Here is a 24,089-nt window from a genome sequence, read left to right as displayed (position 1 = left end):
CATTTCGATGCGTATCATGAAAGACCTTCAGGGCCGCGATGCGGCCCTGATTGTTGGCGTAACACTGATCGTGGCGGTTCTGTCGCTTCTGCCGATGGGCCGACTGCTGGTGGAACTCGTTGCGCCGCAGGGGCAGTTTTCGACATCGGTTCTGGTTGAGACGCTAGGCAGCCAGTCGACATGGGTTGCGACATGGCATTCCCTGCAAATCGGCGTTGGCGGCACGTTGCTGGCACTTGCCTTCGGCATTGCTGCGGCCTTGCTGGTCGGCCTCACCAATATGCGCGGCCGCAATGTCTTCGTGCTTTTCTATGTAACGCCGCTGTTGATCGCACCGCAGGTAACGGCGCTGGCCTGGCTCCAGCTGTTCGGGCCGTCGAGCCAGTTTCTGAAACTCCTTGGCATGGCTCCGCCACTTGGAAGCCGCAATCCGCTCTATTCCGTCTGGGGCATTATCTTTCTGCTCGGCGTACAATATGGGCCGCTGGTTTTTCTCATCGTGCGGGCGGGCTTGCGCAAACTGCCGCGTGAACTGGTCGAAGCCGGTTTGAGCGCAGGTGCGAGCAAATGGACCGTGCTGCGCACCATCATATTGCCGCTGATGACGCCATCGATCATCGGCGCTGCCGCTCTGGCCTTTGTGTCCTGCGTTGGCAATTTCGGCATTCCAGCCTTTCTGGGCATTCCGTCGAATTATCTCGTCCTGCCGACCCTGATCTATCAGCGTCTTGCCGGTGGCGGTCCATCGGTCCTGTCGAGCGTCGCGGTTCTGTCGGTGCTGATCGGGCTGATCGCCATGGCGGGCATCGCAGCGCAGGATTATGCGTCGCGCAGGCGCGATTTCCGCATCGTTTCCACATCGCTTCCCGCAGCACCTTTCGCGCTCGGCCCCTGGCGTCTGCTGGCCGAAGTTGTGGCATGGCTGATGATTGTCGTCGTGCTCGCACTGCCATTGATCGGGTTGACGCTTTCGGCGCTGGTTCCGGCCTATGGTGTGCCTCTGACCTTCGCCACCGCGACATTCGAAAATTTCCGCTTCGTGCTCATGGAGCATGGCGGCGCGGCGCGGGCCTTCGGCAACAGCATCCTGTTGTCGCTGATCGCAGCACTCTTTGCGGTTCTGATCGCCGTGCCGCTCGCCTATATGCTGGCCTGGCGCAAGCGGCGCTGGACCCCGGTGCTCAATTTTGCAGCCGAGCTGCCCTATGCTCTTCCTGGCGTCGTGCTGGCGATTGCCTGTCTGCTGCTGTTCCTGAAACCGCTGCCTGTGATCGGCGTCAGCCTGTACAACACGCTCTGGATCATCCTGTTCGCCTATCTCGCGCGCTTCTTCGTGCTGGCGCTGCGGCCAACGGTTGCCGGTCTGCACCAGATTGACCGGGCGATGGAGGAAGCGGCACGCATTGCGGGCGCAGGGCTTTTCTATCGGCTGCGCACGATTATATTTCCTCTTGTCGCACCGGCGACGCTTGCTGGCGGCGTGCTCATCTTCATGACCGCGTTTTGCGAGCTGACGGTTTCGGCGCTTCTCTGGGCCTCGGGATCGGAAACGCTGGGTGTGGTGATGTTTTCTTTCGAACAGGCGGGTGATTCCGCCTATGCGGCTGCCTTGTCCATTGTGGCCGTTGCAGTGACATTCATGCTGATGCTTGCAACAAATCTGTTTGCGCGGCGTCTTCCAAACGGAGTCCTGCCATGGCGCGACTGAAGATCGACCAGGTATCAAAGACGTTCAACGGGTTTCAGGCCTTGTCCGGCGTGACGCTGGACGTGAATGATGGCGAGTTTGTTGCCATTCTCGGGCCTTCCGGCTGCGGTAAGACCACGTTGTTGCGTATGATTGCGGGTTTCGAGGAAGTCGATGGCGGTGAAATCAACATCGGCGACAAGCGCGTTTCCCATGCAAGCGGCAACGTGCCGCCCGAAAAGCGTCAGGTTGGCATCGTCTTCCAGAATTATGCGCTCTGGCCGCATATGACCGTGGCGGAGAATGTAGGCTACAGTCTGCGCGTGGCCAAGGTCGCCAGGGCCGAGCGGGAACGCCGGGTGCAAGAAGCGCTGGCGCTGGTCGATCTCGACGGTTTCGGTGATCGTCGCCCAGCCAATCTTTCCGGCGGGCAGCGCCAGCGCGTGGCGCTCGCCCGCTGTCTGGTGGCGGCGCCGTCGCTGGTGCTGTTCGATGAGCCGCTGGCCAATCTCGACGTACATCTGCGCGCCTCGATGGAAGACGAGTTCGCCGCGTTCCACAAGCGCACCGGCACGACGATCATCTACATCACCCATGATCAGGCGGAAGCCATGGCGCTTGCCGACCGCATCGCGGTGCTGGATCACGGCAAGCTTCAGCAGTTCGACACGCCGCGCAAACTTTATGAAGAGCCCGCAAGTGAGATGGTGGCCTCCTTCATCGCCCATGGCATGGTTCTGCCTGCCGAAGTGGTGTCTTTTGCACAAGCGGGCCATTGCGAAGCGCTGGTGCTGGGCAGCCGCGCGCAGGTGCGGTGTTCGGGCATTGAAATGCCGCGCGCGAATGCGCAGCTTTGCGTGCGGGCTGCCGATCTGAAACTCACCGAAACCGGCGGAATTCCGGTCCGCGTGAAGCGTTCTGTTTATCGCGGCGGCGGTTCGCGCATTGAGGCCGAAGTCATCAACAAGCCGGAAATCTCCCTTCATTTCGAAGTGCGCGATCCGGTTCGGCTGGAAGAGGGCGACGAGGTACGCATCGCGATCTGCGGCGGCTGGATCATCCCGACCGAAGATATGCCGGTGAGAAAAGCTTCAACCGGTTTTCCAATCGGCAATAAAATCTGACACTAACCAAAACATGTAAGTCTTCTTGTGAGAAGCGAGGTTGCCATATAAGCTCAGGCAAATATTTTTGCTGGAGGGGAGATGGCGGCAGCCCGTTTTTCCAATATTGATGGCTTGCGTGCGATAGCCGCAACATCAGTTGTGTTTCATCACTTCTTCGCCGATATACTGCATCACGCGACCTATAAGGACACGCCTTTATTCGGCATATTGATGTCCTTCGTCACAAGCTTCGACTTTGGCCGTTTTGGCGTGGTTCTGTTCTTTCTGATCAGCGGTTTCGTGGTACCGTTCAGTATCAGGAGCGGCAATAAGGGCGAGCATCCGATCCGGCGTTTTGCCATAGGGCGCTTCTTCCGCCTTTATCCGGCTTTCTGGCTCTCACTGGCTTGCATGTGGGCCTATCTGACGTTCACCGGTGACAGTCCGGAGCTGAAAACGCTGGCTGCCAATGTGACCATGGCGGCAAATATGTTCGGCCAGCCCTGGCTGTCGGGTGTGTACTGGACGCTCTTCATCGAGCTTGCCTTCTATATCCTGATCGCGCTGGCTTTCATGGCGGGCATCTTGCGTCAGCCGCTGATGATCTTCGCTGCCGGGCTGTTGCTGGCGGCTTCCACCGGCGTGCCGTTTATGTTGCGCTCGTTCGGCATCAATTTGCCGGTGATCTATATCGGGCTGCATTTGTCGTTTCTGTTTTGCGGCCTGCTCTTGCGTCTCGCCGTTATCGAAAAGGCGCCGCATGCGGTCTGGACCGCGCTGGTGCTGGCCATCGTGCAGATGAGCATTATCGGTTCGATTGGTGATTTCTCGCTGGCCCGGAACGACACATTCTTCATCGTCGGCAAGTTTCCGGTCATTGCCGCCTATATCGCGGCCTATGCGGTTTTTCTGCTGTCACTCTGGACCATGCGCCCGAAATCCGAAATTTTGGCAGCGACGGGCGAGATCAGCTATTCAATCTATCTCTTTCACGTGCCGGTGTTCTGGACGATCTTTCTGTTCCTGCCGCCGACCGGCTTGTGGAGCGACCTGATAACGATGGTGCTCTGCGTGGTGGCTGCCTTTGCCGTTTCCAGCCTGACCTATCGTTTTGTCGAAAAGCCGATGATAGCCGTTGGCCGCCGGTTGGCCGGGCAGGCAAAACGCCCGGTGCCGCAGGTGCAAAACTGAACGGCCTTCACGTGGGTGGTGAAGGCCGTCTGGTTCTTATTTCTTCTTCATCGCTTCCAGCAGCGCCGCGCCGAACCCGCCCGTTGAAGGCTGTTCCTGCTTGCGCTGCGGCGTGAAGTTTTTGGCAGGCCTTGGATCGCGTTGCGCATTGTTGCGCGGAGCAGGGGCTTCGCCACCATCTTTGCGCATAGAAAGACCGATACGCTTGCGCGGCACATCCACTTCCACCACACGCACCTTTACCACATCGCCCGCTTTCACCACTTCATGCGGGTCCTTGATGAAACGGTCTGCAAGCTGCGAGACGTGGACAAGACCATCCTGATGCACGCCGATATCCACGAAAGCGCCGAAGGCAGCCACATTGGTCACGGTGCCTTCCAGCATCATGCCGGGCTTCAGGTCCTTGATGTCATCGATACCGTCGGCAAAGGTCGCGGTCTTGAATTCCGGACGCGGATCGCGGCCCGGCTTGTCCAGTTCGGCAATGATGTCGCGTACTGTCGGCAGACCGAAACGTTCATCCACGAAAACCCGGGGATCGAGGCTTTTCAGCGCCACGCTGTCGCCCATCAGTGAGCGCACATCGCGACCGCAGGCGGCAACGATCTTCTTCGCCACGCCATAGGCTTCCGGGTGAACCGATGAAGCGTCGAGCGGCTCGCTGCCGTTCGGAATACGCAGGAAGCCCGCGCATTGCTCGAAAGTGCGGTTGCCGAGGCGGGCGACTTTCAAAAGTTCCTTGCGGTTCTTGAAAGCGCCTGTGGCATCGCGATGGGCCACAATGGCCTCGGCGATGGATGTGCCAAGCCCCGACACGCGGGCAAGCAACGAGGCGGATGCCGTGTTGAGATCGACACCAACCGCATTCACCGCGTCTTCGACAACGGCGTCGAGTGCGCGGGCAAGGCGTATCTGATCGACGTCATGCTGGTACTGGCCGACGCCAATGGATTTCGGCTCGATCTTAACGAGTTCGGCCAGCGGATCCTGCAGGCGGCGTGCAATGGAAACCGCACCGCGCAGCGAAACGTCCAGCTGCGGGAATTCGGATGCGGCGGCTTCCGATGCCGAATAGACCGATGCACCCGCTTCTGAAACGATGACCTTCAGCGGTTTTGGCGCTGGCATGTCCGACAGCATGTCCACGACGAGACGCTCCGTCTCGCGGCTGCCGGTGCCATTGCCAATCGCGATGAGTTCTATTCTGTGCTTGCGAACGAGGCTGGCCAGTTCAGCCTGTGTGCCGCGCACATCGTTTTTCGGCGGGAAGGGGTAGACCGTGGTGGTGTCGAGCAGCTTGCCCGTGCCGTCGACCACTGCCACCTTGACGCCGGTGCGGATGCCCGGATCGAGGCCCATCGTGGCGCGCGAACCGGCAGGTGCGGCCAGCAACAGGTCTTTCAGATTGCGGGCGAAAACATTGATCGCCTCTTCTTCGGCGCGCTCGCGCAGGTCGCGCATCAGGTCGAGCGAAAGCGAGAGCGACAACTTCACGCGCCATGCCCAGCCTGCCACTTCCATCAGCCACCGGTCACCCGGCAGCGTGCCGCCAATCGCATAGGCGGCAGCGATCTTGCGCTCGACAGGTTTCACAGGTGAGGCGTCGTCGGCATCGATTTCGATGTCGAGCGACAGAAAATCCTCGTTGCGTCCACGCAGCATGGCGAGCGCACGGTGACCGGCGACATTGGCCCAGCGTTCGAAATGATCGAAATAATCCGAGAACTTCGCGCCTGCCTCCTGCTTGCCATCAACGACACGCGAGCGCAGCACCGCGCGGTCTTTCAGATAGTTACGCAGATTGCCGATCAGCTCGGCATTTTCCGCAAAGCCTTCGGCGATGATGTCGCGCGCACCATCAAGTGCTGCTTTCACATCGGCGACCTCGCCGGTGACATAGGATGCGGCTATCTCGGCAGGCACAAGGCGACGGTCGGCAAGAATCGCTTCCGCCAAAGGTCCAAGGCCGCGTTCACGGGCGATTTCCGCACGGGTGCGGCGCTTCGGCTTGTAGGGCAGATAAAGATCTTCCAGTTCGGCCTTGGTCTGGACATTGGCGATCTTCAATTCCAGTTCGGGCGTCAGCTTTTCCTGACTACGGATCGATTCCAGAATGGATGTGCGGCGCGCTTCAAGTTCACGCAGATAGGCGAGGCGTTCGGACAACTGACGCAACTGCGTATCATCGAGCCCGCCGGTGACTTCCTTGCGGTAGCGCGCGACGAAGGGCACGGTCGAGCCTTCGTCTAGCAGACCGATAGCGGCGAGTGCCTGTTCCGGTTTTGCGTTGATTTCCGCCGCGATAATTCCGGCAATGCGCTTGCTGTCGTCCGCCATCTTCATTCCAATCTCAAATATTTGCAGCGAACATAGTCGGATGTCCGTTCGGCGCAATCAAGGCGGTATCGATGTTCCACAGGAAAGGCGGCAGTTTGGCCGTTCACGCCGATGTGAACAGGGCGCCTCTTTTTAAATCGGCTTTCAGCGATATCTATATCGTGAAATGACGATATGCATTAGATCAGCGAGGTGATTGCAATGTCGGACGTTCAAGCCGCAATCTCGGCGATACCTTCGCCGGTACCCTTGGATGAGATATTCAAGGCACTTGGCAATCCGGTGCGTCTCGAAATTTTGAGCTGGCTCAAAGAGCCGGAGAAACACTTCTCCGCTCAGCACATGTCTTTGGAGATGGGCGTGTGTGCGGGCCAGTTCGAACGGTGTGGTCTCTCTCAATCCACCGTTTCAGCCCATTTGTCCGTGCTGACAAAAGCGGGGCTGATAAAGCCCCATCGTGTCGGCCAATGGACGTTCTACAAACGCGACGAAGAGGCGATTGCCGCCTTCATCGCGATGCTATCCGATCTTTGACCAACTTTTCCAACTTGCCCAACTTTTCCAACTTGAAGGAAATGCACTATGGCCACCTTGTTTGATCCTGTCACCGTTGGTGATCTGAAGCTTGCCAATCGCGTTGTGATGGCGCCGCTGACGCGCAATCGCTCGCCACGCGCCGTGCCGAACGATCTCAACGTCACCTATTACGAGCAGCGCGCCAGCGCTGGCCTCATCATCACCGAGGCAACGCCGATCAGCCATCAGGGACAGGGCTATGCCGATGTTCCGGGCCTTTATTCGGCCGAGCAGCTCGCTGGCTGGAAACGCGTAACCGATGCCGTGCACACGGCCGGTGGCAAGATCGTCGTGCAGATGTGGCATGTTGGCCGTATTTCCCACAACACCTTGCAGCCGAATGGCGGCAAGCCGGTCGCACCTTCGGCGATTATCGCCAAGTCGAAGACCTATCTGGTTCATCCCGATGGCACGGGCGAATTCGCGCCGACCTCCGAGCCGCGCGCGCTGGAAAAGAGCGAGATTGCAGACATCGTCGCCACCTATGCCAAGGCTGCCAAGGATGCGATTGACGTTGCCGGTTTCGACGGCGTCGAAATTCATGCGGCCAATGGCTATCTGATCGACCAGTTCCTGCGTTCGGGCAGCAATCAGCGTACGGACGAATATGGCGGCTCGATTGAAAACCGCGCCCGCTTCTTGTTCGAAGTGGTCGATGCGATCACCAAGACGGTGGATGCAGGCAAGGTCGGTATCCGCCTTTCGCCAGTCACGCCCGCCAATGACGCATCGGATTCCGATCCACAGCCATTGTTCGATTATGTCATCGACAAGCTTGCCGCTTACGGCCTTGCCTATGTCCATATTATCGAAGGCGCGACCGGCGGTCCGCGTGACTTCCAGCAGGGCCCGCAGCCTTTCGACTATGCTCACCTGAAACAGGTCTATCGCGACGCTGGCGGCGATGCCGCCTGGATGGTCAATAATGGCTATGACCGCGAACTGGCCGAGGAAGAAATCGCCAGCGGTCGCGCTGATCTGGTGGCTTTCGGCAAGCCGTTCATTTCCAATCCGGACCTCGTGCGTCGTCTGAAGGAAAATGCGCCGCTCAACGAGCTGGACCAGCAGAACATGTATGGCGGCGGCGCGAAGGGCTATACGGATTATCCGGCGCTCGCCTGATATTGAAAACAGAAAAGCCCGGTCGCGAGACCGGGCTTTTTCTTTGCGATACTTGTATCGTTAGAGCCGCGCCCGGGTGGATCGCGGGGTGGCAAGCAGCAGGTTCGTTTCGCTGGCCTTGATGCCGGGCACAAGGCGGATACGGCGCAGCACGGCATCAAAGTCGGTGAGGGTGGCGGCCCCCAGTTCAACCACCAGATCGAAACGACCATTGGTGGTGTGGACGGCGGAGATTTCCGAGAAACCGCCCAGCGCCTTGACCACGCGGTCGGCGACATGGCCCTCGATTTCGATCATCATGATGCCGCGCACCGGCAGGTCGACAGCGTCCGAGCGCAGAATGACCGTATAGCCCAGAATATCGCCTGAACGTTCCAGCCGCTCCATGCGCGCACGTATCGTCGCGCGGGAAACGCCAAGGTCAATCGCAATGTCGGAAATGCTGCGGCGGCCATTATGACGCAAAAGCGTAATCAGCTTTTCATCCAGATCGTCCATAGTTTCTCCAATTTGAAAAGCCAATCCGACATTCTGATAAACCAAACCGATAAAATTGCCAATCCGGTTGGTTCACATCGCCAAATAAAAATGATGAATCTTGGGGCAATAATTCAGAAGGAACCCTGTTTAATGCATTGCAAGATTTTGGGACTACCCGTTCAGGAAGGCACTGGCCGCGCAGGCTGCAATATGGGTCCCGATTCCTACCGTGCTGCCGGTATTGCGGATGCCATCCGCGAGCTTGGTCACGGCTTTACGGATCTCGGCAATCTGGTTCCCAGTCCCGCTCTGGCTGCAAAGGCCCCGCAGGAACATCCAAACCCGGCGATCAAGGCGCTGCCAAGCGCGGTCGCCTGGATCGAGGCAATCAGCGACGCGGCTTTCCGCGAGAGCGAAGAGGGCTTTCCGATTTTCCTCGGCGGCGACCATCTTCTGGCTGCTGGAACGGTTCCGGGCATTGCGCGCCGCGCCGTCGCAAAGGGCCGCAAGCAGTTCGTGCTCTGGCTCGATGCGCATACGGATTTCCACACACTGGAAACCACAAGCAGCGGCAATCTGCATGGCACGCCAGTTGCCTATTACACCGGGCAGAAGGGCTTCGAAGGCTATTTCCCGAAGCTTGAAGCCGCTATCGATCCGCACAATGTCTGCATGCTCGGTATCCGAAGCGTCGATCCGGCGGAACGTCTGGCCATCCAGAAGACCAAGGTATCGGTTTTCGACATGCGCATGATTGACGAGCACGGCGTGGCCGCCCTGCTGCGTCGCTTCCTCGACCGCGTGAAGGCGGAAGACGGCCTTCTGCATGTCAGCCTCGACGTCGATTTCCTCGATCCATCGGTTGCACCAGCTGTCGGCACCACGGTTCCGGGCGGCGCGACGTTCCGCGAGGCGCATCTCATCATGGAAATGCTGCATGACAGCGCCCTGGTCACGAGTCTCGATTTGGTCGAGCTGAACCCATTCCTGGATGAACGTGGCCGCACTGCCACCGTCATGGTCGACCTGATGGCGAGCCTTCTGGGCCGCAGCGTCATGGATCGCCCGACGATCAGCTATTAAGGCGCATCATCTGTCGGCACGGGCCGTTGCTGCGGCCCAAGGCAACAGAATGACGCTCCGATCATTGTATCAATATGCAATGCGTTCCGAAGGTCGTTTCAGTCTTTCGGAGCGTGTTTAAGGAGAATTTGAATGACCCAGCCGAACCTCAACATCGTCCCCTTCGTCAGTGTCGACAACATGATGAAGCTGGTGCTTTCCATCGGCGTCGAGACCTTCCTGAAGGAACTCGCAGATTATGTGGAAGAGGATTTCCGTCGCTGGGAAAATTTCGACAAGACCCCGCGTGTTGCGTCCCACTCCCGCGAAGGCGTGATCGAGCTGATGCCGACGAGCGACGGTACGCTCTATGGCTTCAAATATGTCAACGGCCATCCGAAGAACACGCGTGAGGGTCTTCAGACTGTCACGGCTTTTGGCGTTCTGGCCGATGTCGGCAGCGGCTATCCGATGCTCCTGACCGAAATGACCATTCTGACGGCGCTGCGCACGGCTGCCACTTCTGCCGTTGCCGCCAAATATCTAGCGCCGAAGAATGCCCGTACGATGGCGATCATCGGCAATGGCGCGCAGAGCGAATTTCAGGCCATGGCGTTCAAGGCGCTGCTCGGCGTGAACAAGCTTCGCCTTTACGATCTTGACCCGGAAGCGACCGCAAAATGCATGCGCAACTTGGCCCGTGCAGGCTTCGACATCGTCGCCTGCAAGTCGGTTGAGGAAGTGGTCGAGGGTGCAGACATCATCACGACTGTGACGGCTGACAAGGCCAATGCCACCATCCTGACCGACAATACGGTTGGCGCTGGCGTCCATATCAATGCGGTCGGCGGCGATTGCCCGGGCAAGACTGAATTGCACGGCGATATTCTGCGCCGTTCCGACATTTTCGTTGAATATCCGCCGCAGACCCGGATTGAAGGTGAAATCCAGCAGTTGCCGGAAGACTATCCGGTTAACGAGCTGTGGGAAGTCATTGCCGGCAAGGCGGAAGGCCGTAAGGACTCACGCCAGATCACGCTGTTTGATTCCGTCGGCTTTGCAACGGAAGATTTCTCGGCGCTGCGTTATGTGCGCGACAAGCTGAAGGATACGGGCCTTTACGAACAGCTCGACCTGCTGGCCGATCCGGATGAGCCGCGCGATCTCTTCGGCATGCTGCTGCGTCACGAAAAGCAACTGGAAGCGGACAAGTCGAAGCCTGCCGCTTGAGTGTCGGACCCAAAAACCGCCATGCCGGTCTGCAAATGGCAATTTCTGCGCTTCCGGTGCTCACGTACCTTTAAGTACGGCTCAAGCTCCGGTTCTCGAAATCACCATTTTCGCCATGGCCTGTCGCTTTTTTGATTCAGACACTATAGCGGACGGCGAGCGTGACGCGGGGCGGCGATACGCCCCGCTTGCGTTGCGATCGCCATTTCGAAGCTGTCGGCGATGCGCCTTGCACGGTCGATGAAGATGATCGCCGCTTCCGCAGGATAAATATCGCGCGCGGTTTGCTCGAATAGAGCAAGCCAGCGGTCGAAATGCTCATTCTTCAAATTGAGCTTCAGATGCGGCGGCATGGGCCGTCCGTCATAACCGCCGGTCTTGAGAATGACCGACGACCAGAATTGCGCAATCTGCGCAATATGATGATCCCAGTCATGCACGGCCTCCGCAAAAATAGGCCCGAGCAGCTCATCCTCCCGTGCCCGTCCATAGAATGTGGCCACCAGTTCCTGAATAGAAGCAGGGTCTATCGATGGGTGCGGCTGGTTGATGAGCAGGGTCATAGCAAGGCTTTCAGGGTTGTTCCAGCCCGGATATAGGCGCTTGCCTCCTGCTTATCCAGCGCAGCTTTGCCGCATCCGTGCTCTATTCCTCGGAGCGGCCCGTATTCTCCCGGTCACGTTCATAGTGGTATTTGAGCGGAAATGGCGGCAACCAGCTCTCGCGGCGGATCGTCCAAAGCTCATAGGTCGGCACGAATTGATCGGGAGCGTCCAGAGAGCCCAGATTAACTTCGATCTCGTCACCGGAACGGCCAAAGACCGTGGAGCCGCAGCGCGGGCAGAAATGCCGCCCGGCATAGTCGCGCGTCTCGCCACTAACCGTGACGGAATCTTCGGGAAATATCGCCGAGGCGTGAAACAGCGCCCCGTGATGCTTGCGACAGTCGAGACAGTGGCAGAGGCCAACCCGATAGGGACGCCCTTTGGTCACAAACCGCACATTGCCGCACAGGCAGCCACCCGCAGACTGTTCCATGGGTCTCCTCCTCAATTCAGCAATCAAGCTCTCTATGATGAACTGCTCTTTTAGTAATTCAACCGGCGAAATGATTTTCTAGATCTCGCATTGCTAACGGTTTGAATTGCATTCGAATCTGGCTCTATCACCACGGTTGAGCAGAGCCAGAGGGCTGATATTACCCGTTGAAGGAATTTTATGCGCAACAATCTGTATTGATCGCTTATGGTAAATTTCAGATAGCACCGTTATTTATTGAAAAAAATCAATAACTTTCAGTTTTTTAAATAGCATAATCTAATATTTGCTTATCTGTTATAAACATCTGGATTAATCTGCTTTAAATTTAAGTATTGCCCCTCAAAATAAATTAGTTTCTTAATGGCCTGAGAGCTTCCAATGCAATGAACTGAGGGGTTTAGATGCATTCTGGTGTTCGCGGGTTGACGGCCGCCCAATTACTCTCCACGACAGCGCTTTTCACGGTTGGCGTTGTGCTTCTGCATACTGGCAGCGCCCAGGCTGCATGTTCGTTTTCACCGACAGCTGGCGACGATGTTTTCATCTGCGATAGCGGCACGTCCGCGGGCGGGCTGACCGACACAACGGGCAACAACACGCTCCTGCTGCCGGAAGGCGGCACCGGCACGGTCAACGGCAATGTGACCTTTGGTGCCGGGACGGACCGCATCGAGGTGCATTCCGGATCGATCATCGGCAATGTCGATCAGGGAAGTGGCGCGGATGCCTTCGTCATTACTGGCGGCTCGGTGACGGGCAATGTCCAGCAGGGCGCGGGTATAGACGATTTCCAGATGACTGGGGGCCAGATCGGGTCGCTCAATCAGGGTGATGCGCGCGACACGTTTTTCATGTCGGGCGGGCGGATTGTCGACGCCTTCGAAGATGGCGACTATGCCGTCATGACCGGCGGTCAGATCGGTCGCGTCGATATGAAGCTCGACAAGAACTACTTCAATATGTCGGGCGGTATCATCGACCGCAATCTGGTGACGGGCTTTGATACCGATACGATCATCATTTCCAACGGCAGCATTGGCGGCAATATCAGCGTCAGCGGTGGCGCGGACAGTGTGACGATCACCGGCGGCACGATTGGCGGCAATGTTCTCATGAGCGTCGGCAACGATCAGTTCACCTGGAACGGCGGCGGCGTCGTGAATGGCTTTGTCGATCTCGGCGGGGACGACGACGTTGCAGTGCTCGCCAACCTGACCGATGCCAATATCGGCGCAACACCGCGCATCACGGGCGGTGTGGGGATCGACAGCCTGACATTCGACAATGTTGTGGCAGGCCAGGTCAGCCGCTTCGACAGTTGGGAAACGGTCAATCTCACCAACAATACGCGCCTGACCTTCGATGCGCCGTTTACGCTGGGCGATAGCGGCACGGGCACTGGCGCGCTCAATATCGACGCGACGAGCACCATTCTGGGTGGCTCTGCGCAATCGAGCATCGTGCCGTTCACGGCGGGCCAATTGGCCCGTGTGGTCAATGCGGGCCGCATCGATCTGACCAACGGTGGCGCCAGCACCTCCGACAGTCTTACAATCACAGGCAACTACACCGGACAGAACGGACTGTTGCTCATCGACACGGTGCTGGCAGGCGATGGCTCGCCCTCAGACAAGCTGGTGATCGATAGCGGTGCTGCTTCCGGCAACACTACAATCGAGGTAAATAATGTCGGCGGCGCGGGCGCAAGGACCGCTGCTGACGGCATCATGGTGGTGCAAGCGCTCAATGGGGCGACCACGACTGCGAGCGCCTTTGCACTGAACGAGCCTCTCGCGGCGGGTGCTTATCAATATTACCTGTTCAAGGGCGGCGTCTCTGCCAATACGGCTGAAAACTGGTATCTGCGCTCGACCATCGTGCAGGGAATAACGCCGACCGCACCTGTGGTGCCGACCCCAGTGCCGCTTCCAGGTCCGGGTGTTGCCCCGCCTTCTGCGGATGCGACGCCCGCTGAAGGCGAGGTCGTCAATCTCTACCGCGAAGAAGTGCCGGTCTATTCCGCGCTGCCGCCGGTGGCGCATCATCTGGCGCTGACCACGCTTGGCACTTTCCATGAGCGCCGGGGCGAACAGGACCTGCTCGAGAGCGGCGGCTATCTGCCATCAAGCTGGGTTCGGGTTTTCGGGCAGGATGTAGATATGAAGTGGAAGGGCACGGTTGCGCCCGGTGTCGATGGTAGCCTTCTCGGCGTTCAGGCCGGGCAGGATCTGTTCGGTTATGAATCGAAGGGCGGCCATTTCGACCGTTTCGGCGTGTTCTTCGGTTATGCGCGTGCCACGGGCGACGTTACCGGACAAGCGCTTGGCTGGAACAATCTTGATGTCGGCGATCTGGACATTTCGGGCACCAGCTTCGGCGGCTACTGGACGCATATCGGTCCGCAGGGCTGGTATCTCGATGCCGTGTTGATGGGGACATGGTTCGACGGTAGCGCCAGCTCTAACGCGCTGCAAAGCATCGATGTTGGCGGTCATGGCGTGACGGTCTCGCTGGAAGGCGGGTATCCGGTGGCGCTTGGCGGCAACTGGACACTGGAGCCGCAGGCGCAGCTGATCTGGCAGCACCTGTCGTTTGATGATCGGGCCGACCGTTATTCCACAGTTACATTTGATACCGAAAATGCCTGGACTGGCCGTATCGGCATGCGGTTGCAGGGCATGCAAGAGACTTCACTTGGTAAGCTGCGGCCCTATCTGAAGGCCAATCTCTGGCAGAATTTTTCATCGGATCAAACCGTATCCTTCGGCCCCGATCCGATTGTGACCGATCTGAAGGGAACATCGCTGGAAGTGGGTGGCGGGGTGACTGTCGACATTACGGAAAAGGCCAGCCTTTTTGCGACGGCAGACTACACAACCAACCTCGGAGGGGAGCGAGCGCGTATCTGGGAAGGCAATATTGGACTGAATGTAAAATGGTAATTTTAGAGCACATCCCGAAAAGTGTGAAACGGTTTTCGGACAAGATGTGCGTCAAGACGCTCTAAGGACGGCTGACGGCGCTGTCCTAGTCATTTCAGGGAGAGGAAATAGAATAATGGGCAGACGCGCATATGATAAACTTGCGAAAATTTGTGCATCTCTGAATACGTCCGAACAGGAACTGGCTTATGCACTCGGCATATCGCGGGTCGCATTGAAGGCAATCGAACGTCCCGACGCCCCCCTTTATCTACGTCTGGCGCTCGCAGCACTGCTCTCGGACATGGACCCTGATGAAGTATTGAGTGCAACGCACTCGTCCACCCCAATCGACGTGCCTTTGCATCTCCTGTCCACGCGGTAGGCGCTCTGGACTTTCTTGTTTGAAGCATAATCTGACCGGCCCCCGTTCCATTCCAGTCAGATTATGCGCTCGTTTAAGACCGAAGGCTTGAAGGTGTTGTTGTGACAAAAACATTCACCCTGCTTCTCTTGATTGGCTTTCTTATCTATCCGCAACTGGCGTCGGCGGCCTGCTCGCAGGCTGCCAGTGCTTCCGAACTCATGGCGCAGCGACAGCTCACGGCCTTGCGCGCCATGGAGCGGGGGCGCGGCTGCAAGGGGGATAGTGGCGGCGGATTATTCAATGCCTGCCGTGACTTGTCGGTGCGCATCGCAGAAGTGCAGCGACAGATTTCGGCTGGGCTCGCCTCTAGGGCCTGCTCCGACGCATCGTCAGCTGCACAGACCACCAGGCTTGATCGGTCCAAGGCGGCGAGTGTAACCGCGAAGACAGATGGCCAGTCCGTGCCGTCCTGGGGCGGCAAGGGTGCGCTGACCTATTGCGTGCGCCTTTCTGACGGCTATCTGTTCCCAGCGCCGCATTCGCAGTTCGATAAGACTGAAAGCACATCGGAAACGCTGGCCCAGTGCCGGTTCATCTGCCAGAACCAAAATGTCGATCTTTATGTTCTGAGCGACCCGAATGGCGAAACGGCGGATATGATCTCCACCACCAGCGGCAAATCCTACGTCGATCTGCCGACGGCCTATAATTATCAAGGTGGCGGCGATTTCCGGAAATGCGACTGGGCGGGTTATGTCGCCAAGGTGAGCGAACTGCGCGCCAGCAATCGATCCGCCAAGGCCATGCGCAATGTGGTCATGCCAATGCCGGACAATCGTCCCGCGCGCAATGCCGATACGGTTGATGCGGTCGCCACGGCAGCCTTTGCTCCATTAACGGACCGAGCGGTTCGCGTCGTCGGCCCGGCCTTCATCTTCGATCAGGGGATGGCACCCGAAACCAGCCAGTGAAAGCTGCGATCAATTCATTTTGAATGCTGGGAGGGGACGATGGTAGCGGAGGAGGGATTCGAACCCCCGACACAAGGATTATGATTCCTCTGCTCTAACCTACTGAGCTACTCCGCCACGCGTCGCTTTGCAGAACTTTTTATCGTCACCGTTTCCGGTGGGACAAAGCATTGTTCCTGCAAGGAATGGCGGCGGTATATGTGGGGAATGAAAACCTGTCAAGCACTCTTCGCACAGGTTTCGTCTTGTTTTCCATCATTTGCACCGATAAGGAACTGTGCATAAGCAAAGGCATAGTTTCATGGCACCTCGTATTGCGGTTTTGGGTTGCGGCTATTGGGGCGGCAACCACATTCGTACCCTGAAGAGCCTCGGCGCCCTTCAGGCAGTCTCCGACGCCAATCCGGCAAATGCCGAACGATTCGCTTCCGAATTCGGCGTTCCCAATGTTCCGGTCGATGAATTGTTCACCCGTCCAGACATTGACGCTATCGTTCTGGCCCTGCCTGCACAGTTCCACGCGCAATATGCGACCGAAGCTGTGAAGAACGGCAAGGACGTTCTCGTCGAAAAGCCCATTGCGCTCGATGTCGCATCAGCGGAAGCGGAAGTGAAAGCTGCGCGCGAAAACGGTCGCATCTTCATGGTCGGGCACGTCCTGCGTTTCCATCCGGCTTTCGAGAAGCTTCTCGACATGGTCAAGAGCGGTGAACTCGGCGAGATCCGTTATGTTCATTCGCATCGCGTCGGTCTCGGCAAGTTCCATGCGCAGTTCGATGCGCTGTGGGATCTCGCGCCGCACGACCTGTCGATGATTCTCGCCATCACCGGCGAAGAGCCAAGCGCCATTCGTGGCGAAGGCACGGCCATCATCGATCATCTGAACGATTTTGCGCATGTGCACATGGAGTTTCCAAGTGGCATTCGCGGACATCTTTTTGCCTCACGGCTCAACGCATATCGCGAGCGTCGCCTCAGCGTGACCGGAACCAAGGGCATGGCCGTTTTCGATGACGGCGAACCGTGGGACCGCAAGCTTGCCCTCTACAAGCACGAAGTCTGGCGGGAAAATGATCAGTGGGCTTTCAAGTTCGTAGACCCGATCTATATACCGGTCGAGGAAGGCTTGCCGCTCACCCGCGAGTTGCAGCATTTCATGCATTGCATCGAAACGCGCGAGACGCCGCGGACTGATGGCAAGGAAGCGATCGATGTTCTGCGGATTCTGACCGAAGGCTCCGTGAAGCATCACAAGTAAGATTGTCCGCAGACGGAGCTTCCGTTTCGTCAAGTGGTGTTACAGCATTCGCAAAACTTTGAACGCCCCGGCCATGGCAGGGCGGGGCGCAAGCGAATAAATAGGTGCCAAGGATTCGCACGTGGTTCGTGCGAGGCCAACTCTATGGAGCCAACATGCAGTTTATTGATCTTGGAGCGCAGCGCGCGCGTATCGAAGACCGTCTCAATGCCGCCATTTCCAAGGTTGTTGCGGAAGGCCGCTATATTCTCGGGCCTGAAGTGGCAGAGTTCGAGAAGAAGCTCGGCGAATATCTGGGCGTCGAACATGTGATCGCCTGCGCCAACGGCACCGACGCCCTGCAGATGCCTCTGATGGCACGCGGCATCGGTCCCGGCGATGCAGTATTCGTTCCGTCCTTCACTTTCGCCGCGACGGCTGAAGTTGTGGCGCTTGTCGGCGCAGAGCCGGTTTTCGTCGATGTCGACGCGACCAGCTACAATATGAATGTCGAACAGCTTGAAGCCGCTGTTGCCGCTATCCGCAAGGAAGGCCGCCTGCAGCCGAAGGCAATCATTCCGGTCGATCTGTTCGGCCTTGCTGCCGACTATAACCGCATCACCGCGATTGCAGAGCGCGAAGGCCTGTTCATCATCGAAGACGCCGCGCAGTCCATTGGCGGTAAGCGCGACAACGTCATGTGCGGTGCTTTCGGTCATGTCGGTGCGACCAGCTTCTATCCGGCCAAGCCGCTTGGCTGCTATGGTGACGGCGGTGCAATGTTCACCAACGATGCCGAGCTTGCTGACACGCTGCGCTCCGTGCTGTTCCACGGCAAGGGCGAAACGCAGTATGACAATGTTCGCATTGGTCTCAACTCGCGCCTCGACACGATCCAGGCCGCTGTTCTTCTGGAAAAGCTTGCAATCCTCGAAGACGAAATGGAAGCGCGCGACCGTATTGCCAAGCGTTACAACGAAGCGCTGAAGGATGTGGTGAAGGTTCCGGCCTTGCCTGCCGGTAACCGTTCCGCCTGGGCGCAATATTCCATCGAAAGCGAGAACCGCGACGGGCTGAAGGCTCACCTTCAGGCTGAGGGCGTGCCGTCGGTGATCTATTATGTGAAGCCGCTGCACCAGCAGACGGCGTATAAGCACTATCCGGTTGCGCCGGGCGGTCTGCCGGTTTCGGAAGCCCTGCCATCGCGCATTCTGAGCCTGCCGATGCATCCGTATTTGTCGGAAGACGATCAGGACAAGATCATCGGCGCCATCCGTGGATTCCACGGCAAGAAGGCCTGATCTGGTTACTTCAGTTGAAGAAAAACCCGGCGAAAGCCGGGTTTTTTATTTGCCCGATCTTTGCGGACGTTTTGCCAGGCTTCTTTCCACGCGTTTGGCGACGAAGCGGGCAATGGCTGGCCCGGCAAAAAGCACGACGAAGAAACGGCTCGTCTGCATGGCGATGATAAAGGGCAGGTCGACATTGGTCGATGCGGCGATAATGGCAACCGTGTCCGCGCCGCCGGGGCTTGTCGCCAGATAGGCGGTCAAGGGATCGAGATCGAGCATGTGGCCAAGCGCCATGCCGAACAGGCCGCAGACAGCAATCAGGATCAGTGTGGAAGCCAGAACGGCCGGAAAGGCCCGCGCCGCATGGGCAATGATCGCACGCGAGAAGCCAAGCCCGATGCGCCAGCCAATCAGCGTATAGCTGATCGCCAGCAGCCATGGCGGCAGGTCAATGGTCATGATGCCGGTATCTTGAAGAAGCGCGCCCAGCACCAGCGGCACCAGCATGGAACCGGTGGGAATACGCGAGACCTGACCAAGCAGCGCACCAGCAACGACGAGAAGCAGCGTTGCGCCAAGGCTGGATGGGTTGAGCGGTGGAAACCAGTCCATTGCAGCGGGCGTGGCCATTTCCACGCCAGCGCCGAGGCGGACGACGAGCGATGCGGTGGTCGCGACCAGCACGACGCGCAGATATTGCATGAAGGCGACAAGCCGTGCGTCTGCGCCGAAGGATTCCGCCATCAGGGTCATCGCGGTGGCAGCACCGGGAGATGAGCCCCAGACGGCGGTTGTGCCGGGCAGGACGCGGAACCGCGCCAGCAGATAGCCAATCAGCGTGCTGGAAAACAGCACGAAGAGCATCGAGATCAGGATAATCGGCAGATGCCGTCCCATATTGGAGAAGAACTCAGGCGTTATCGCACGCGCAATCAAGAGGCCGACCACGGCCTGCGCAAGTGTCGAAAGCTGGCTGTGAACCCGCAAGCTGCTCTCGCCAGCCGCCATCAGAATGCCGCCGATCATGGCTCCCAGCAGCAAGGCTGCCGGAAGATGCAGCATTTCCCCGGCAAAGATCAGGACAGCCGACATCACCAGAAGCAGGCCCCACTGGACCGGCTTGGGCATCTTGCTCAAATTGAATTTGCTTGGGGCTGGCTTAAGCCCTGGCGGGGCGGATTTCTGCATTGCACGCCTTCCCTACATGCGGGTGCGGCGGGATGCAAACCAAGTTTTTATGTCGCTGGCGCCGATGGAGCGTGTTGGTTGTTATTTTCCGGCCCGACTTATGTACAGACGAAAAGACACTCCCCTTGCAAGAAGGGCAGTGTCTTGAAAATCGCAATCGTTTCGCCGTCGATCAGCCGATCATTGCGCGACGCTGGTTGGCCGGGCGCTCGACGACTTCGCGTGGCGCCTTGCCACCGTCGCGCTCTTCCAGCGCTTCGGCCTTGGAAAGCTCGATCTCGGCGACGGCCAGTTCTGCTTCTGCCGCTTCCTTCTGCGACATCAGATCGCCGATCGAACCGAACAGGTTGTCACGCCGCTGGCGCGCTGCCTTGGCGAAGGTCGGATAGGCAAAATGATTGATGTCGGTGATGCCGGCTTTCTTTTCTTCCGACAAAATCTGGGCGTCGAGTTCTCCAGCCATTCGCTCGAACTCGCCGATCATCAGGTCAAGCTGGCCCAGTTGACGGCGCTTTTCCTTCACCTGGAACAGTTTCAGCCTGACTAGGCTTTCACGTGGCTTCATACGCAATACTCCTTGAACACCAACCAGCTTCCATGTGTTGGGGCGTTCCCCCCTGAGTCTAGAAAACGGTTCGATCCTGCTTATCGGATCGGCGCTCTAAACAAATTCATTCGAAGCATAGCCTTGCCGACCTTCGTTTCACGCGATCGGACCATGCTTTATTAACAAGTGTGAATAAGCAAAACGCGCCCGTTCACACTGCGAATCCCCCGCGAATCCAGCCCCAAAGAGGGAAAGCGTCGCGGCCGTTGTCGGAAATCACCCTTCGTAGCGAAACAAAAAGTTAAGATTTCACCCGTTTGGTAACCATTCCTTTACCGGCGAGGTTAATCATACGCGTTAGGACTTAAGGCTCGGTAAACCTAATGTGGTTTTTGAGCAACAGGTGAAACCTAGAGTCGGATGAATCGCTTAGCGAGAATTCTTAAAGTGATGCTTTAGAGTCATGGGAAAGTGAATCTCCTTATGATTCAGATTGCTACGAGAATTTTCTAAACAGGGCATAAATATGCTTGCCAACCAGAATCATATTTTGTTAACCATTTGCTGGCACCTTCATACAGAGGCAACGACGGTTCCGTGTGCCGCCTTGAGGGACATCTGGTCGGCTGCGGAAAGGGGATAAGAGATGCGCGTCCTTTTGATTGAAGACGACAGTGCTATCGCACAGAGCATTGAGCTGATGCTCAAGTCCGAGAGTTTTAATGTCTACACGACCGATCTGGGCGAGGAAGGCATCGATCTCGGCAAGCTTTATGACTACGACATCATCCTGCTGGATTTGAATCTGCCGGATATGTCTGGTTACGAAGTTCTTCGTACGTTGCGCCTTTCCAAGGTGAAGACGCCGATCCTGATCCTCTCCGGCATGGCTGGTATTGAGGACAAGGTTCGCGGCCTCGGCTTCGGCGCTGACGACTACATGACCAAGCCTTTCCACAAGGATGAGCTGATCGCGCGTATTCATGCGATCGTTCGTCGCTCGAAGGGCCATGCACAGTCGGTTATCACCACGGGTGATCTGATCGTCAATCTGGACGCCAAGACGGTGGAAGTTTCCGGCCAGCGCGTTCACCTGACGGGCAAGGAATACCAGATGCTCGAGCTTCTGAGCTTGCGCAAGGGTACGACGCTCACCAAGGAAATGTTCCTCAACCACCTTTATGGCGGTATGGACGAGCCGGAACTGAAGATCATCGACGTCTTCATCTGCAAGCTGCGCAAGAAGCTTGACGCGGTTTCCGGTAGCCAGAGCTACATTGAAACCGTCTGGGGCCGCGGCTATGTGCTGCGCGAGCCGGATGCCGAGCTGCGCGAAAGCGCCTGATCGGCCCGGACCTTAAGGTCAACGAATAAAAAGCTCCGCTTCGGCGGAGCTTTTTGCTTTTTGGCGGCTAGAAGATGAGGTCGTTTGATCGCGACGTGTCGCCAAAGGTCGTGTCAGGCCAGGCGAGGGCGCTTCTGCGGCTCGGCGCTCATCAGGATAGCGAATTGCTCGGTGAGATAGGCACGGTCGAAAGGCTTCAATATGTAGCCATCTGCGCCGGAGCGTTTGGCACGCATGATGCGCGTGACGTCGAGTTCATAGAGACAAACGATAATACGCGGGTGCTGGCCATCGGGCAGGGCGCGCAGCTCGGGAATGACGTCGAGGGCGGTCATGTCCGGCAGGTCGAAATCCAGAAGGATGATATCCGGCATACGCGATGCGCAACTGTCGAGCGCGTCATGTCCGGTTGAGACTTCGGCAAATTCTGCGATGGAATCGGACAGGATACGGCGCGCGACCTTGCGGATGACGGATGAATCGTCAACCAGCAGGCAATAGCCGTCCATTGCTTCGTCTCCCATCGAAATTCCCCCAGAAAGGCAGCGGGCAGCCGCCTGAAACTCCTCACATCACACGACCGTTGTCTGCTGTCATCATGTCAGCAGGAGCGCGGGCGGGCCCGCGCTCCGAATTCACTTATTCGGCGGAGAATACGATATCTTCTGCCGTCGCGTGAATAGAAATAGTCATGCCAGCTTCCTCGGCGAGCAGCAGCGTATAATAAGGCTGCACGGAATGCGCATCAATCGGCTCTTCCGGGGTGGCGCCGGAATGCAGCTCCAGGAACTTTGGCGGAACGCGCAGCATACGGCCTTTGGCCGTGATGACAAAGCGCGGCTCGGTATCGCCGCCTTCCAGACGCACGGCAAGCGAGCCGCCACGCGGGATCGCACCATTGGCGATCAGCAGCATATTGAGCAGCAGCTTCACCTTGTTCTTGGGCAGAAGCACGCGCGTGCCTTCCCAGGTCAGTTCCGGCTTCTCGTTCTTGAAATATTCGGTAGCGACGGTCTGTGCGTCACCCGTATCGATCTGCACGCCTGCCGAACCGGCAGCGCCGAAGGCAATGCGGGCAAACTGGAGGCGGGCCGAGGCGTTGCGCGCGCTCGACTTGATCAGCGCCATCGCATCTTCGTCTGCGCCGCCTTCTTCCAGCAGTTCAAGACCGTTATTGATCGCGCCAACCGGCGAGATGATGTCATGACAGATCCTGCTGCACAGAAGCGCACCGAGGTCGAGTGCGGAAAGGGTAACGGGTAGTGGCATGGCGCTTTCTCCGGAACGCGGATGGACCCGGCTCCGCGGCGCTTCGGCCGGACGGTCGCGTCCTGATCGGTTAACGAAACCGCACGTAAAACCTGTCGTTTGACGCGCGGCATGAAGGTGGGCGAATCGCCCGGAATGTCGGTTTAACTGGATACACGCCACACTAGAAAGCCGCAACAAAGCTGTCTTTTGTGAGATCGTCTTATGAATGGAGGCGAGTTGAAAAAGACGCGGGATTTTCGCCTTTGTAACGCCAATTTCCGCTCATAAAGGTTTGGACAATAAATTAGCGCTTACAATATGCGCGATTCGACGCGAAAGCCCGGAAGAGGCGGCGTCATGCTTTTAACAGGGCGTCAGACAGAGAAGCGGTAGCCAGAAGGAAACAAAAAAATGGCCATACCATCCCTGTCGCAAACCAGTTTCCGCAATGCGGCGTATTACATCGCGTTTCTTGCGGCACTGTTTGTCTCCATCCTCGCTCTGCCGCATCAGGCACGGGCGCAGAACACCTACACCGCCGAGGAAATCGTCGATTCCGGTCATCGGTTCTTTGGCTCGGCTTCGGGCGGGCTTGCCAGCGCCGTCGAGAAAGCATTCCAGAGCTTCGGCCTACCGAACGGCTATGTTCTTGGTGAAGAAGGTTCCGGCGCGTTCATCGGCGGACTGACCTATGGCGAAGGCACGCTTTATACGAAGAATGCCGGTGACCATAAGACTTACTGGCAGGGCCCTTCGCTCGGCTGGGATTTCGGCGGTCAGGGCTCGCGCGTCATGATGCTCGTCTATAATCTGGACGATATCCAGAACCTTTACGGTCGTTACGCGGGCGTTGCCGGTTCGGCTTATGTGGTCGCAGGCGTCGGGTTCAACGTGCTGAAGCGCGAAAACATCGTGCTCGTACCAATCCGCACCGGCGTCGGCGCAAGGCTTGGCGTGAATATCGGCTATCTGAAAGTTTCCGCTGCTCCGACCTGGAACCCGTTCTAAGTCGTCGTGAATTGCTGGTTGCGCGAAGGCTCCTCTGCACCCGGAAATTGTTTCGGTGCAAGAAAGCCTTTTGCGCATCCCAAACCTATGCGCTACCATCCCTGATGGTTCTGTTTGGCTGCAAAAA

The 24,089-nt window shown here is 57.7% G+C and carries 22 protein-coding genes and 1 tRNA gene; 14 read left to right on the top strand and 9 right to left on the bottom strand.

The genetic code is table 11. From position 1 onward, the window contains the following. The first annotated feature begins 7 nt into the window (after positions 1-7). The 3 genes from QBD01_RS19975 (at position 8) to QBD01_RS19965 (ending at position 3,984) form a co-directional block, all read left to right on the top strand. Positions 8-1,708 carry an iron ABC transporter permease gene (locus QBD01_RS19975; protein ID WP_280994219.1) on the top strand — a complete coding sequence of 567 codons (1,701 nt, stop codon included), beginning with the start codon at positions 8-10 and terminating at the stop codon, positions 1,706-1,708. Then, complete coding sequence (locus QBD01_RS19970) at positions 1,696-2,811, top strand: ABC transporter ATP-binding protein (protein WP_280994218.1); 1,116 nt, start codon at positions 1,696-1,698, stop codon at positions 2,809-2,811. The genes QBD01_RS19975 and QBD01_RS19970 overlap by 13 nt, the downstream gene beginning before the upstream one ends. A gap of 81 nt (positions 2,812-2,892) precedes the next feature. Beyond that, positions 2,893-3,984 carry an acyltransferase gene (locus QBD01_RS19965; protein WP_280994217.1) on the top strand — a complete coding sequence of 364 codons (1,092 nt, stop codon included), beginning with the start codon at positions 2,893-2,895 and terminating at the stop codon, positions 3,982-3,984. Positions 3,985-4,020: 36 nt separating this feature from the next. On the opposite strand, the gene QBD01_RS19960 is transcribed toward QBD01_RS19965, so the two are convergent. Further along, positions 4,021-6,324: a Tex family protein gene (locus QBD01_RS19960; RefSeq protein ID WP_280994216.1), complete on the bottom strand. Its 2,304-nt coding sequence runs from the start codon at positions 6,322-6,324 to the stop codon at positions 4,021-4,023. 201 nt (positions 6,325-6,525) lie between these two features. Between QBD01_RS19960 and QBD01_RS19955 the strand changes: the two genes are divergently transcribed. Both QBD01_RS19955 and QBD01_RS19950 read left to right on the top strand, forming a co-directional pair. Beyond that, positions 6,526-6,858: a metalloregulator ArsR/SmtB family transcription factor gene (locus QBD01_RS19955; protein ID WP_280994215.1), complete on the top strand. Its 333-nt coding sequence runs from the start codon at positions 6,526-6,528 to the stop codon at positions 6,856-6,858. A 48-nt stretch (positions 6,859-6,906) separates the two neighbouring features. Then, positions 6,907-8,022, top strand: a complete 1,116-nt coding sequence (locus tag QBD01_RS19950) for an alkene reductase (protein ID WP_280994214.1) — start codon at positions 6,907-6,909, stop codon at positions 8,020-8,022. A 60-nt stretch (positions 8,023-8,082) separates the two neighbouring features. Here the strand turns inward: QBD01_RS19950 and QBD01_RS19945 are convergent, their stop codons facing one another. Further along, a complete protein-coding gene (locus QBD01_RS19945; protein ID WP_078338814.1) occupies positions 8,083-8,520 on the bottom strand; it encodes an Lrp/AsnC family transcriptional regulator in 438 nt (145 codons plus the stop codon). A gap of 132 nt (positions 8,521-8,652) precedes the next feature. On the opposite strand from QBD01_RS19945, the gene rocF reads away from it, so the two are divergent. Both rocF and QBD01_RS19935 read left to right on the top strand, forming a co-directional pair. After that, positions 8,653-9,585 carry an arginase gene (rocF, locus tag QBD01_RS19940; protein ID WP_280994213.1) on the top strand — a complete coding sequence of 311 codons (933 nt, stop codon included), beginning with the start codon at positions 8,653-8,655 and terminating at the stop codon, positions 9,583-9,585. Between the two features lie 132 nt (positions 9,586-9,717). Then, the gene (locus tag QBD01_RS19935) at positions 9,718-10,794 is read left to right on the top strand and encodes an ornithine cyclodeaminase (protein ID WP_280994212.1); all 1,077 of its coding nucleotides are present in this window, start codon (positions 9,718-9,720) and stop codon (positions 10,792-10,794) included. A gap of 143 nt (positions 10,795-10,937) precedes the next feature. Here the strand turns inward: QBD01_RS19935 and QBD01_RS19930 are convergent, their stop codons facing one another. Together QBD01_RS19930 and QBD01_RS19925 are read right to left on the bottom strand one after the other, a co-directional pair. Then, a complete protein-coding gene (locus tag QBD01_RS19930) occupies positions 10,938-11,357 on the bottom strand; it encodes a group III truncated hemoglobin (protein WP_280994211.1) in 420 nt (139 codons plus the stop codon). Positions 11,358-11,439: 82 nt separating this feature from the next. Beyond that, complete coding sequence (locus QBD01_RS19925; protein ID WP_280994210.1) at positions 11,440-11,832, bottom strand: GFA family protein; 393 nt, start codon at positions 11,830-11,832, stop codon at positions 11,440-11,442. A 404-nt stretch (positions 11,833-12,236) separates the two neighbouring features. Here QBD01_RS19925 and QBD01_RS19920 point away from each other — a divergent pair, with 404 nt between their 5' ends. The 3 genes from QBD01_RS19920 (at position 12,237) to QBD01_RS19910 (ending at position 16,094) form a co-directional block, all read left to right on the top strand. Next, complete coding sequence (locus tag QBD01_RS19920; protein WP_280994209.1) at positions 12,237-14,777, top strand: autotransporter outer membrane beta-barrel domain-containing protein; 2,541 nt, start codon at positions 12,237-12,239, stop codon at positions 14,775-14,777. A gap of 115 nt (positions 14,778-14,892) precedes the next feature. Beyond that, positions 14,893-15,141, top strand: a complete 249-nt coding sequence (locus QBD01_RS19915) for a hypothetical protein (RefSeq protein WP_182520918.1) — start codon at positions 14,893-14,895, stop codon at positions 15,139-15,141. A 101-nt stretch (positions 15,142-15,242) separates the two neighbouring features. Beyond that, positions 15,243-16,094 (top strand): DUF2865 domain-containing protein, encoded by an 852-nt coding sequence (locus tag QBD01_RS19910; RefSeq protein WP_280994208.1) that lies wholly within the window; start codon positions 15,243-15,245, stop codon positions 16,092-16,094. 40 nt (positions 16,095-16,134) lie between these two features. Here QBD01_RS19910 and QBD01_RS19905 read toward each other — a convergent pair. Further along, positions 16,135-16,211 (bottom strand) — tRNA-Met (locus QBD01_RS19905). A gap of 184 nt (positions 16,212-16,395) precedes the next feature. On the opposite strand from QBD01_RS19905, the gene QBD01_RS19900 reads away from it, so the two are divergent. Then, positions 16,396-17,352 (top strand): Gfo/Idh/MocA family oxidoreductase, encoded by a 957-nt coding sequence (locus QBD01_RS19900; protein ID WP_280994207.1) that lies wholly within the window; start codon positions 16,396-16,398, stop codon positions 17,350-17,352. Positions 17,353-17,507: 155 nt separating this feature from the next. Continuing rightward, positions 17,508-18,632, top strand: coding sequence for a DegT/DnrJ/EryC1/StrS aminotransferase family protein (locus QBD01_RS19895; protein WP_280994206.1), 1,125 nt, complete (start codon positions 17,508-17,510; stop codon positions 18,630-18,632). Positions 18,633-18,677: 45 nt separating this feature from the next. On the opposite strand, the gene QBD01_RS19890 is transcribed toward QBD01_RS19895, so the two are convergent. Together QBD01_RS19890 and QBD01_RS19885 are read right to left on the bottom strand one after the other, a co-directional pair. Further along, positions 18,678-19,751: an AbrB family transcriptional regulator gene (locus tag QBD01_RS19890; protein WP_280994265.1), complete on the bottom strand. Its 1,074-nt coding sequence runs from the start codon at positions 19,749-19,751 to the stop codon at positions 18,678-18,680. Between the two features lie 232 nt (positions 19,752-19,983). Continuing rightward, a complete protein-coding gene (locus QBD01_RS19885; protein WP_078338800.1) occupies positions 19,984-20,376 on the bottom strand; it encodes a flagellar export protein FliJ in 393 nt (130 codons plus the stop codon). Positions 20,377-21,004: 628 nt separating this feature from the next. On the opposite strand from QBD01_RS19885, the gene ctrA reads away from it, so the two are divergent. Beyond that, a complete protein-coding gene (ctrA, locus tag QBD01_RS19880; RefSeq protein ID WP_078338799.1) occupies positions 21,005-21,703 on the top strand; it encodes a response regulator transcription factor CtrA in 699 nt (232 codons plus the stop codon). A gap of 113 nt (positions 21,704-21,816) precedes the next feature. On the opposite strand, the gene QBD01_RS19875 is transcribed toward ctrA, so the two are convergent. Both QBD01_RS19875 and chpT read right to left on the bottom strand, forming a co-directional pair. Further along, the gene (locus tag QBD01_RS19875) at positions 21,817-22,227 is read right to left on the bottom strand and encodes a response regulator (protein ID WP_280994205.1); all 411 of its coding nucleotides are present in this window, start codon (positions 22,225-22,227) and stop codon (positions 21,817-21,819) included. Between the two features lie 115 nt (positions 22,228-22,342). Continuing rightward, complete coding sequence (gene chpT / locus QBD01_RS19870) at positions 22,343-22,972, bottom strand: histidine phosphotransferase ChpT (RefSeq protein WP_182520926.1); 630 nt, start codon at positions 22,970-22,972, stop codon at positions 22,343-22,345. Between the two features lie 393 nt (positions 22,973-23,365). Between chpT and QBD01_RS19865 the strand changes: the two genes are divergently transcribed. Beyond that, complete coding sequence (locus QBD01_RS19865) at positions 23,366-23,962, top strand: DUF1134 domain-containing protein (protein WP_078338797.1); 597 nt, start codon at positions 23,366-23,368, stop codon at positions 23,960-23,962. Positions 23,963-24,089 lie beyond the last annotated feature (127 nt).

It is taken from the genome of Ochrobactrum sp. 19YEA23, from assembly GCF_029909865.1.
In the GTDB taxonomy this organism is placed as follows: Bacteria; Pseudomonadota; Alphaproteobacteria; order Rhizobiales; family Rhizobiaceae; genus Brucella; species Brucella gambitense.
This window is presented reverse-complemented; position numbering and strand designations above follow the sequence as displayed.

Coding starts and splice junctions, on each gene's coding strand:
- QBD01_RS19925 (WP_280994210.1), bottom strand. CDS start 11,832: ATGGAACAGTCTGCGGGTGGCTGCCTGTGCGGCAATGTGCGGTTTGTG.
- QBD01_RS19935 (WP_280994212.1), top strand. CDS start 9,718: ATGACCCAGCCGAACCTCAACATCGTCCCCTTCGTCAGTGTCGACAAC.
- chpT (WP_182520926.1), bottom strand. CDS start 22,972: ATGCCACTACCCGTTACCCTTTCCGCACTCGACCTCGGTGCGCTTCTG.
- QBD01_RS19895 (WP_280994206.1), top strand. CDS start 17,508: ATGCAGTTTATTGATCTTGGAGCGCAGCGCGCGCGTATCGAAGACCGT.
- QBD01_RS19945 (WP_078338814.1), bottom strand. CDS start 8,520: ATGGACGATCTGGATGAAAAGCTGATTACGCTTTTGCGTCATAATGGC.
- rocF (WP_280994213.1), top strand. CDS start 8,653: ATGCATTGCAAGATTTTGGGACTACCCGTTCAGGAAGGCACTGGCCGC.
- QBD01_RS19920 (WP_280994209.1), top strand. CDS start 12,237: ATGCATTCTGGTGTTCGCGGGTTGACGGCCGCCCAATTACTCTCCACG.
- QBD01_RS19960 (WP_280994216.1), bottom strand. CDS start 6,324: ATGGCGGACGACAGCAAGCGCATTGCCGGAATTATCGCGGCGGAAATC.
- QBD01_RS19865 (WP_078338797.1), top strand. CDS start 23,366: ATGGCCATACCATCCCTGTCGCAAACCAGTTTCCGCAATGCGGCGTAT.
- QBD01_RS19950 (WP_280994214.1), top strand. CDS start 6,907: ATGGCCACCTTGTTTGATCCTGTCACCGTTGGTGATCTGAAGCTTGCC.
- ctrA (WP_078338799.1), top strand. CDS start 21,005: ATGCGCGTCCTTTTGATTGAAGACGACAGTGCTATCGCACAGAGCATT.
- QBD01_RS19915 (WP_182520918.1), top strand. CDS start 14,893: ATGGGCAGACGCGCATATGATAAACTTGCGAAAATTTGTGCATCTCTG.
- QBD01_RS19965 (WP_280994217.1), top strand. CDS start 2,893: ATGGCGGCAGCCCGTTTTTCCAATATTGATGGCTTGCGTGCGATAGCC.
- QBD01_RS19955 (WP_280994215.1), top strand. CDS start 6,526: ATGTCGGACGTTCAAGCCGCAATCTCGGCGATACCTTCGCCGGTACCC.
- QBD01_RS19970 (WP_280994218.1), top strand. CDS start 1,696: ATGGCGCGACTGAAGATCGACCAGGTATCAAAGACGTTCAACGGGTTT.
- QBD01_RS19975 (WP_280994219.1), top strand. CDS start 8: ATGCGTATCATGAAAGACCTTCAGGGCCGCGATGCGGCCCTGATTGTT.
- QBD01_RS19930 (WP_280994211.1), bottom strand. CDS start 11,357: ATGACCCTGCTCATCAACCAGCCGCACCCATCGATAGACCCTGCTTCT.
- QBD01_RS19900 (WP_280994207.1), top strand. CDS start 16,396: ATGGCACCTCGTATTGCGGTTTTGGGTTGCGGCTATTGGGGCGGCAAC.
- QBD01_RS19885 (WP_078338800.1), bottom strand. CDS start 20,376: ATGAAGCCACGTGAAAGCCTAGTCAGGCTGAAACTGTTCCAGGTGAAG.
- QBD01_RS19875 (WP_280994205.1), bottom strand. CDS start 22,227: ATGGGAGACGAAGCAATGGACGGCTATTGCCTGCTGGTTGACGATTCA.
- QBD01_RS19890 (WP_280994265.1), bottom strand. CDS start 19,751: ATGCCCAAGCCGGTCCAGTGGGGCCTGCTTCTGGTGATGTCGGCTGTC.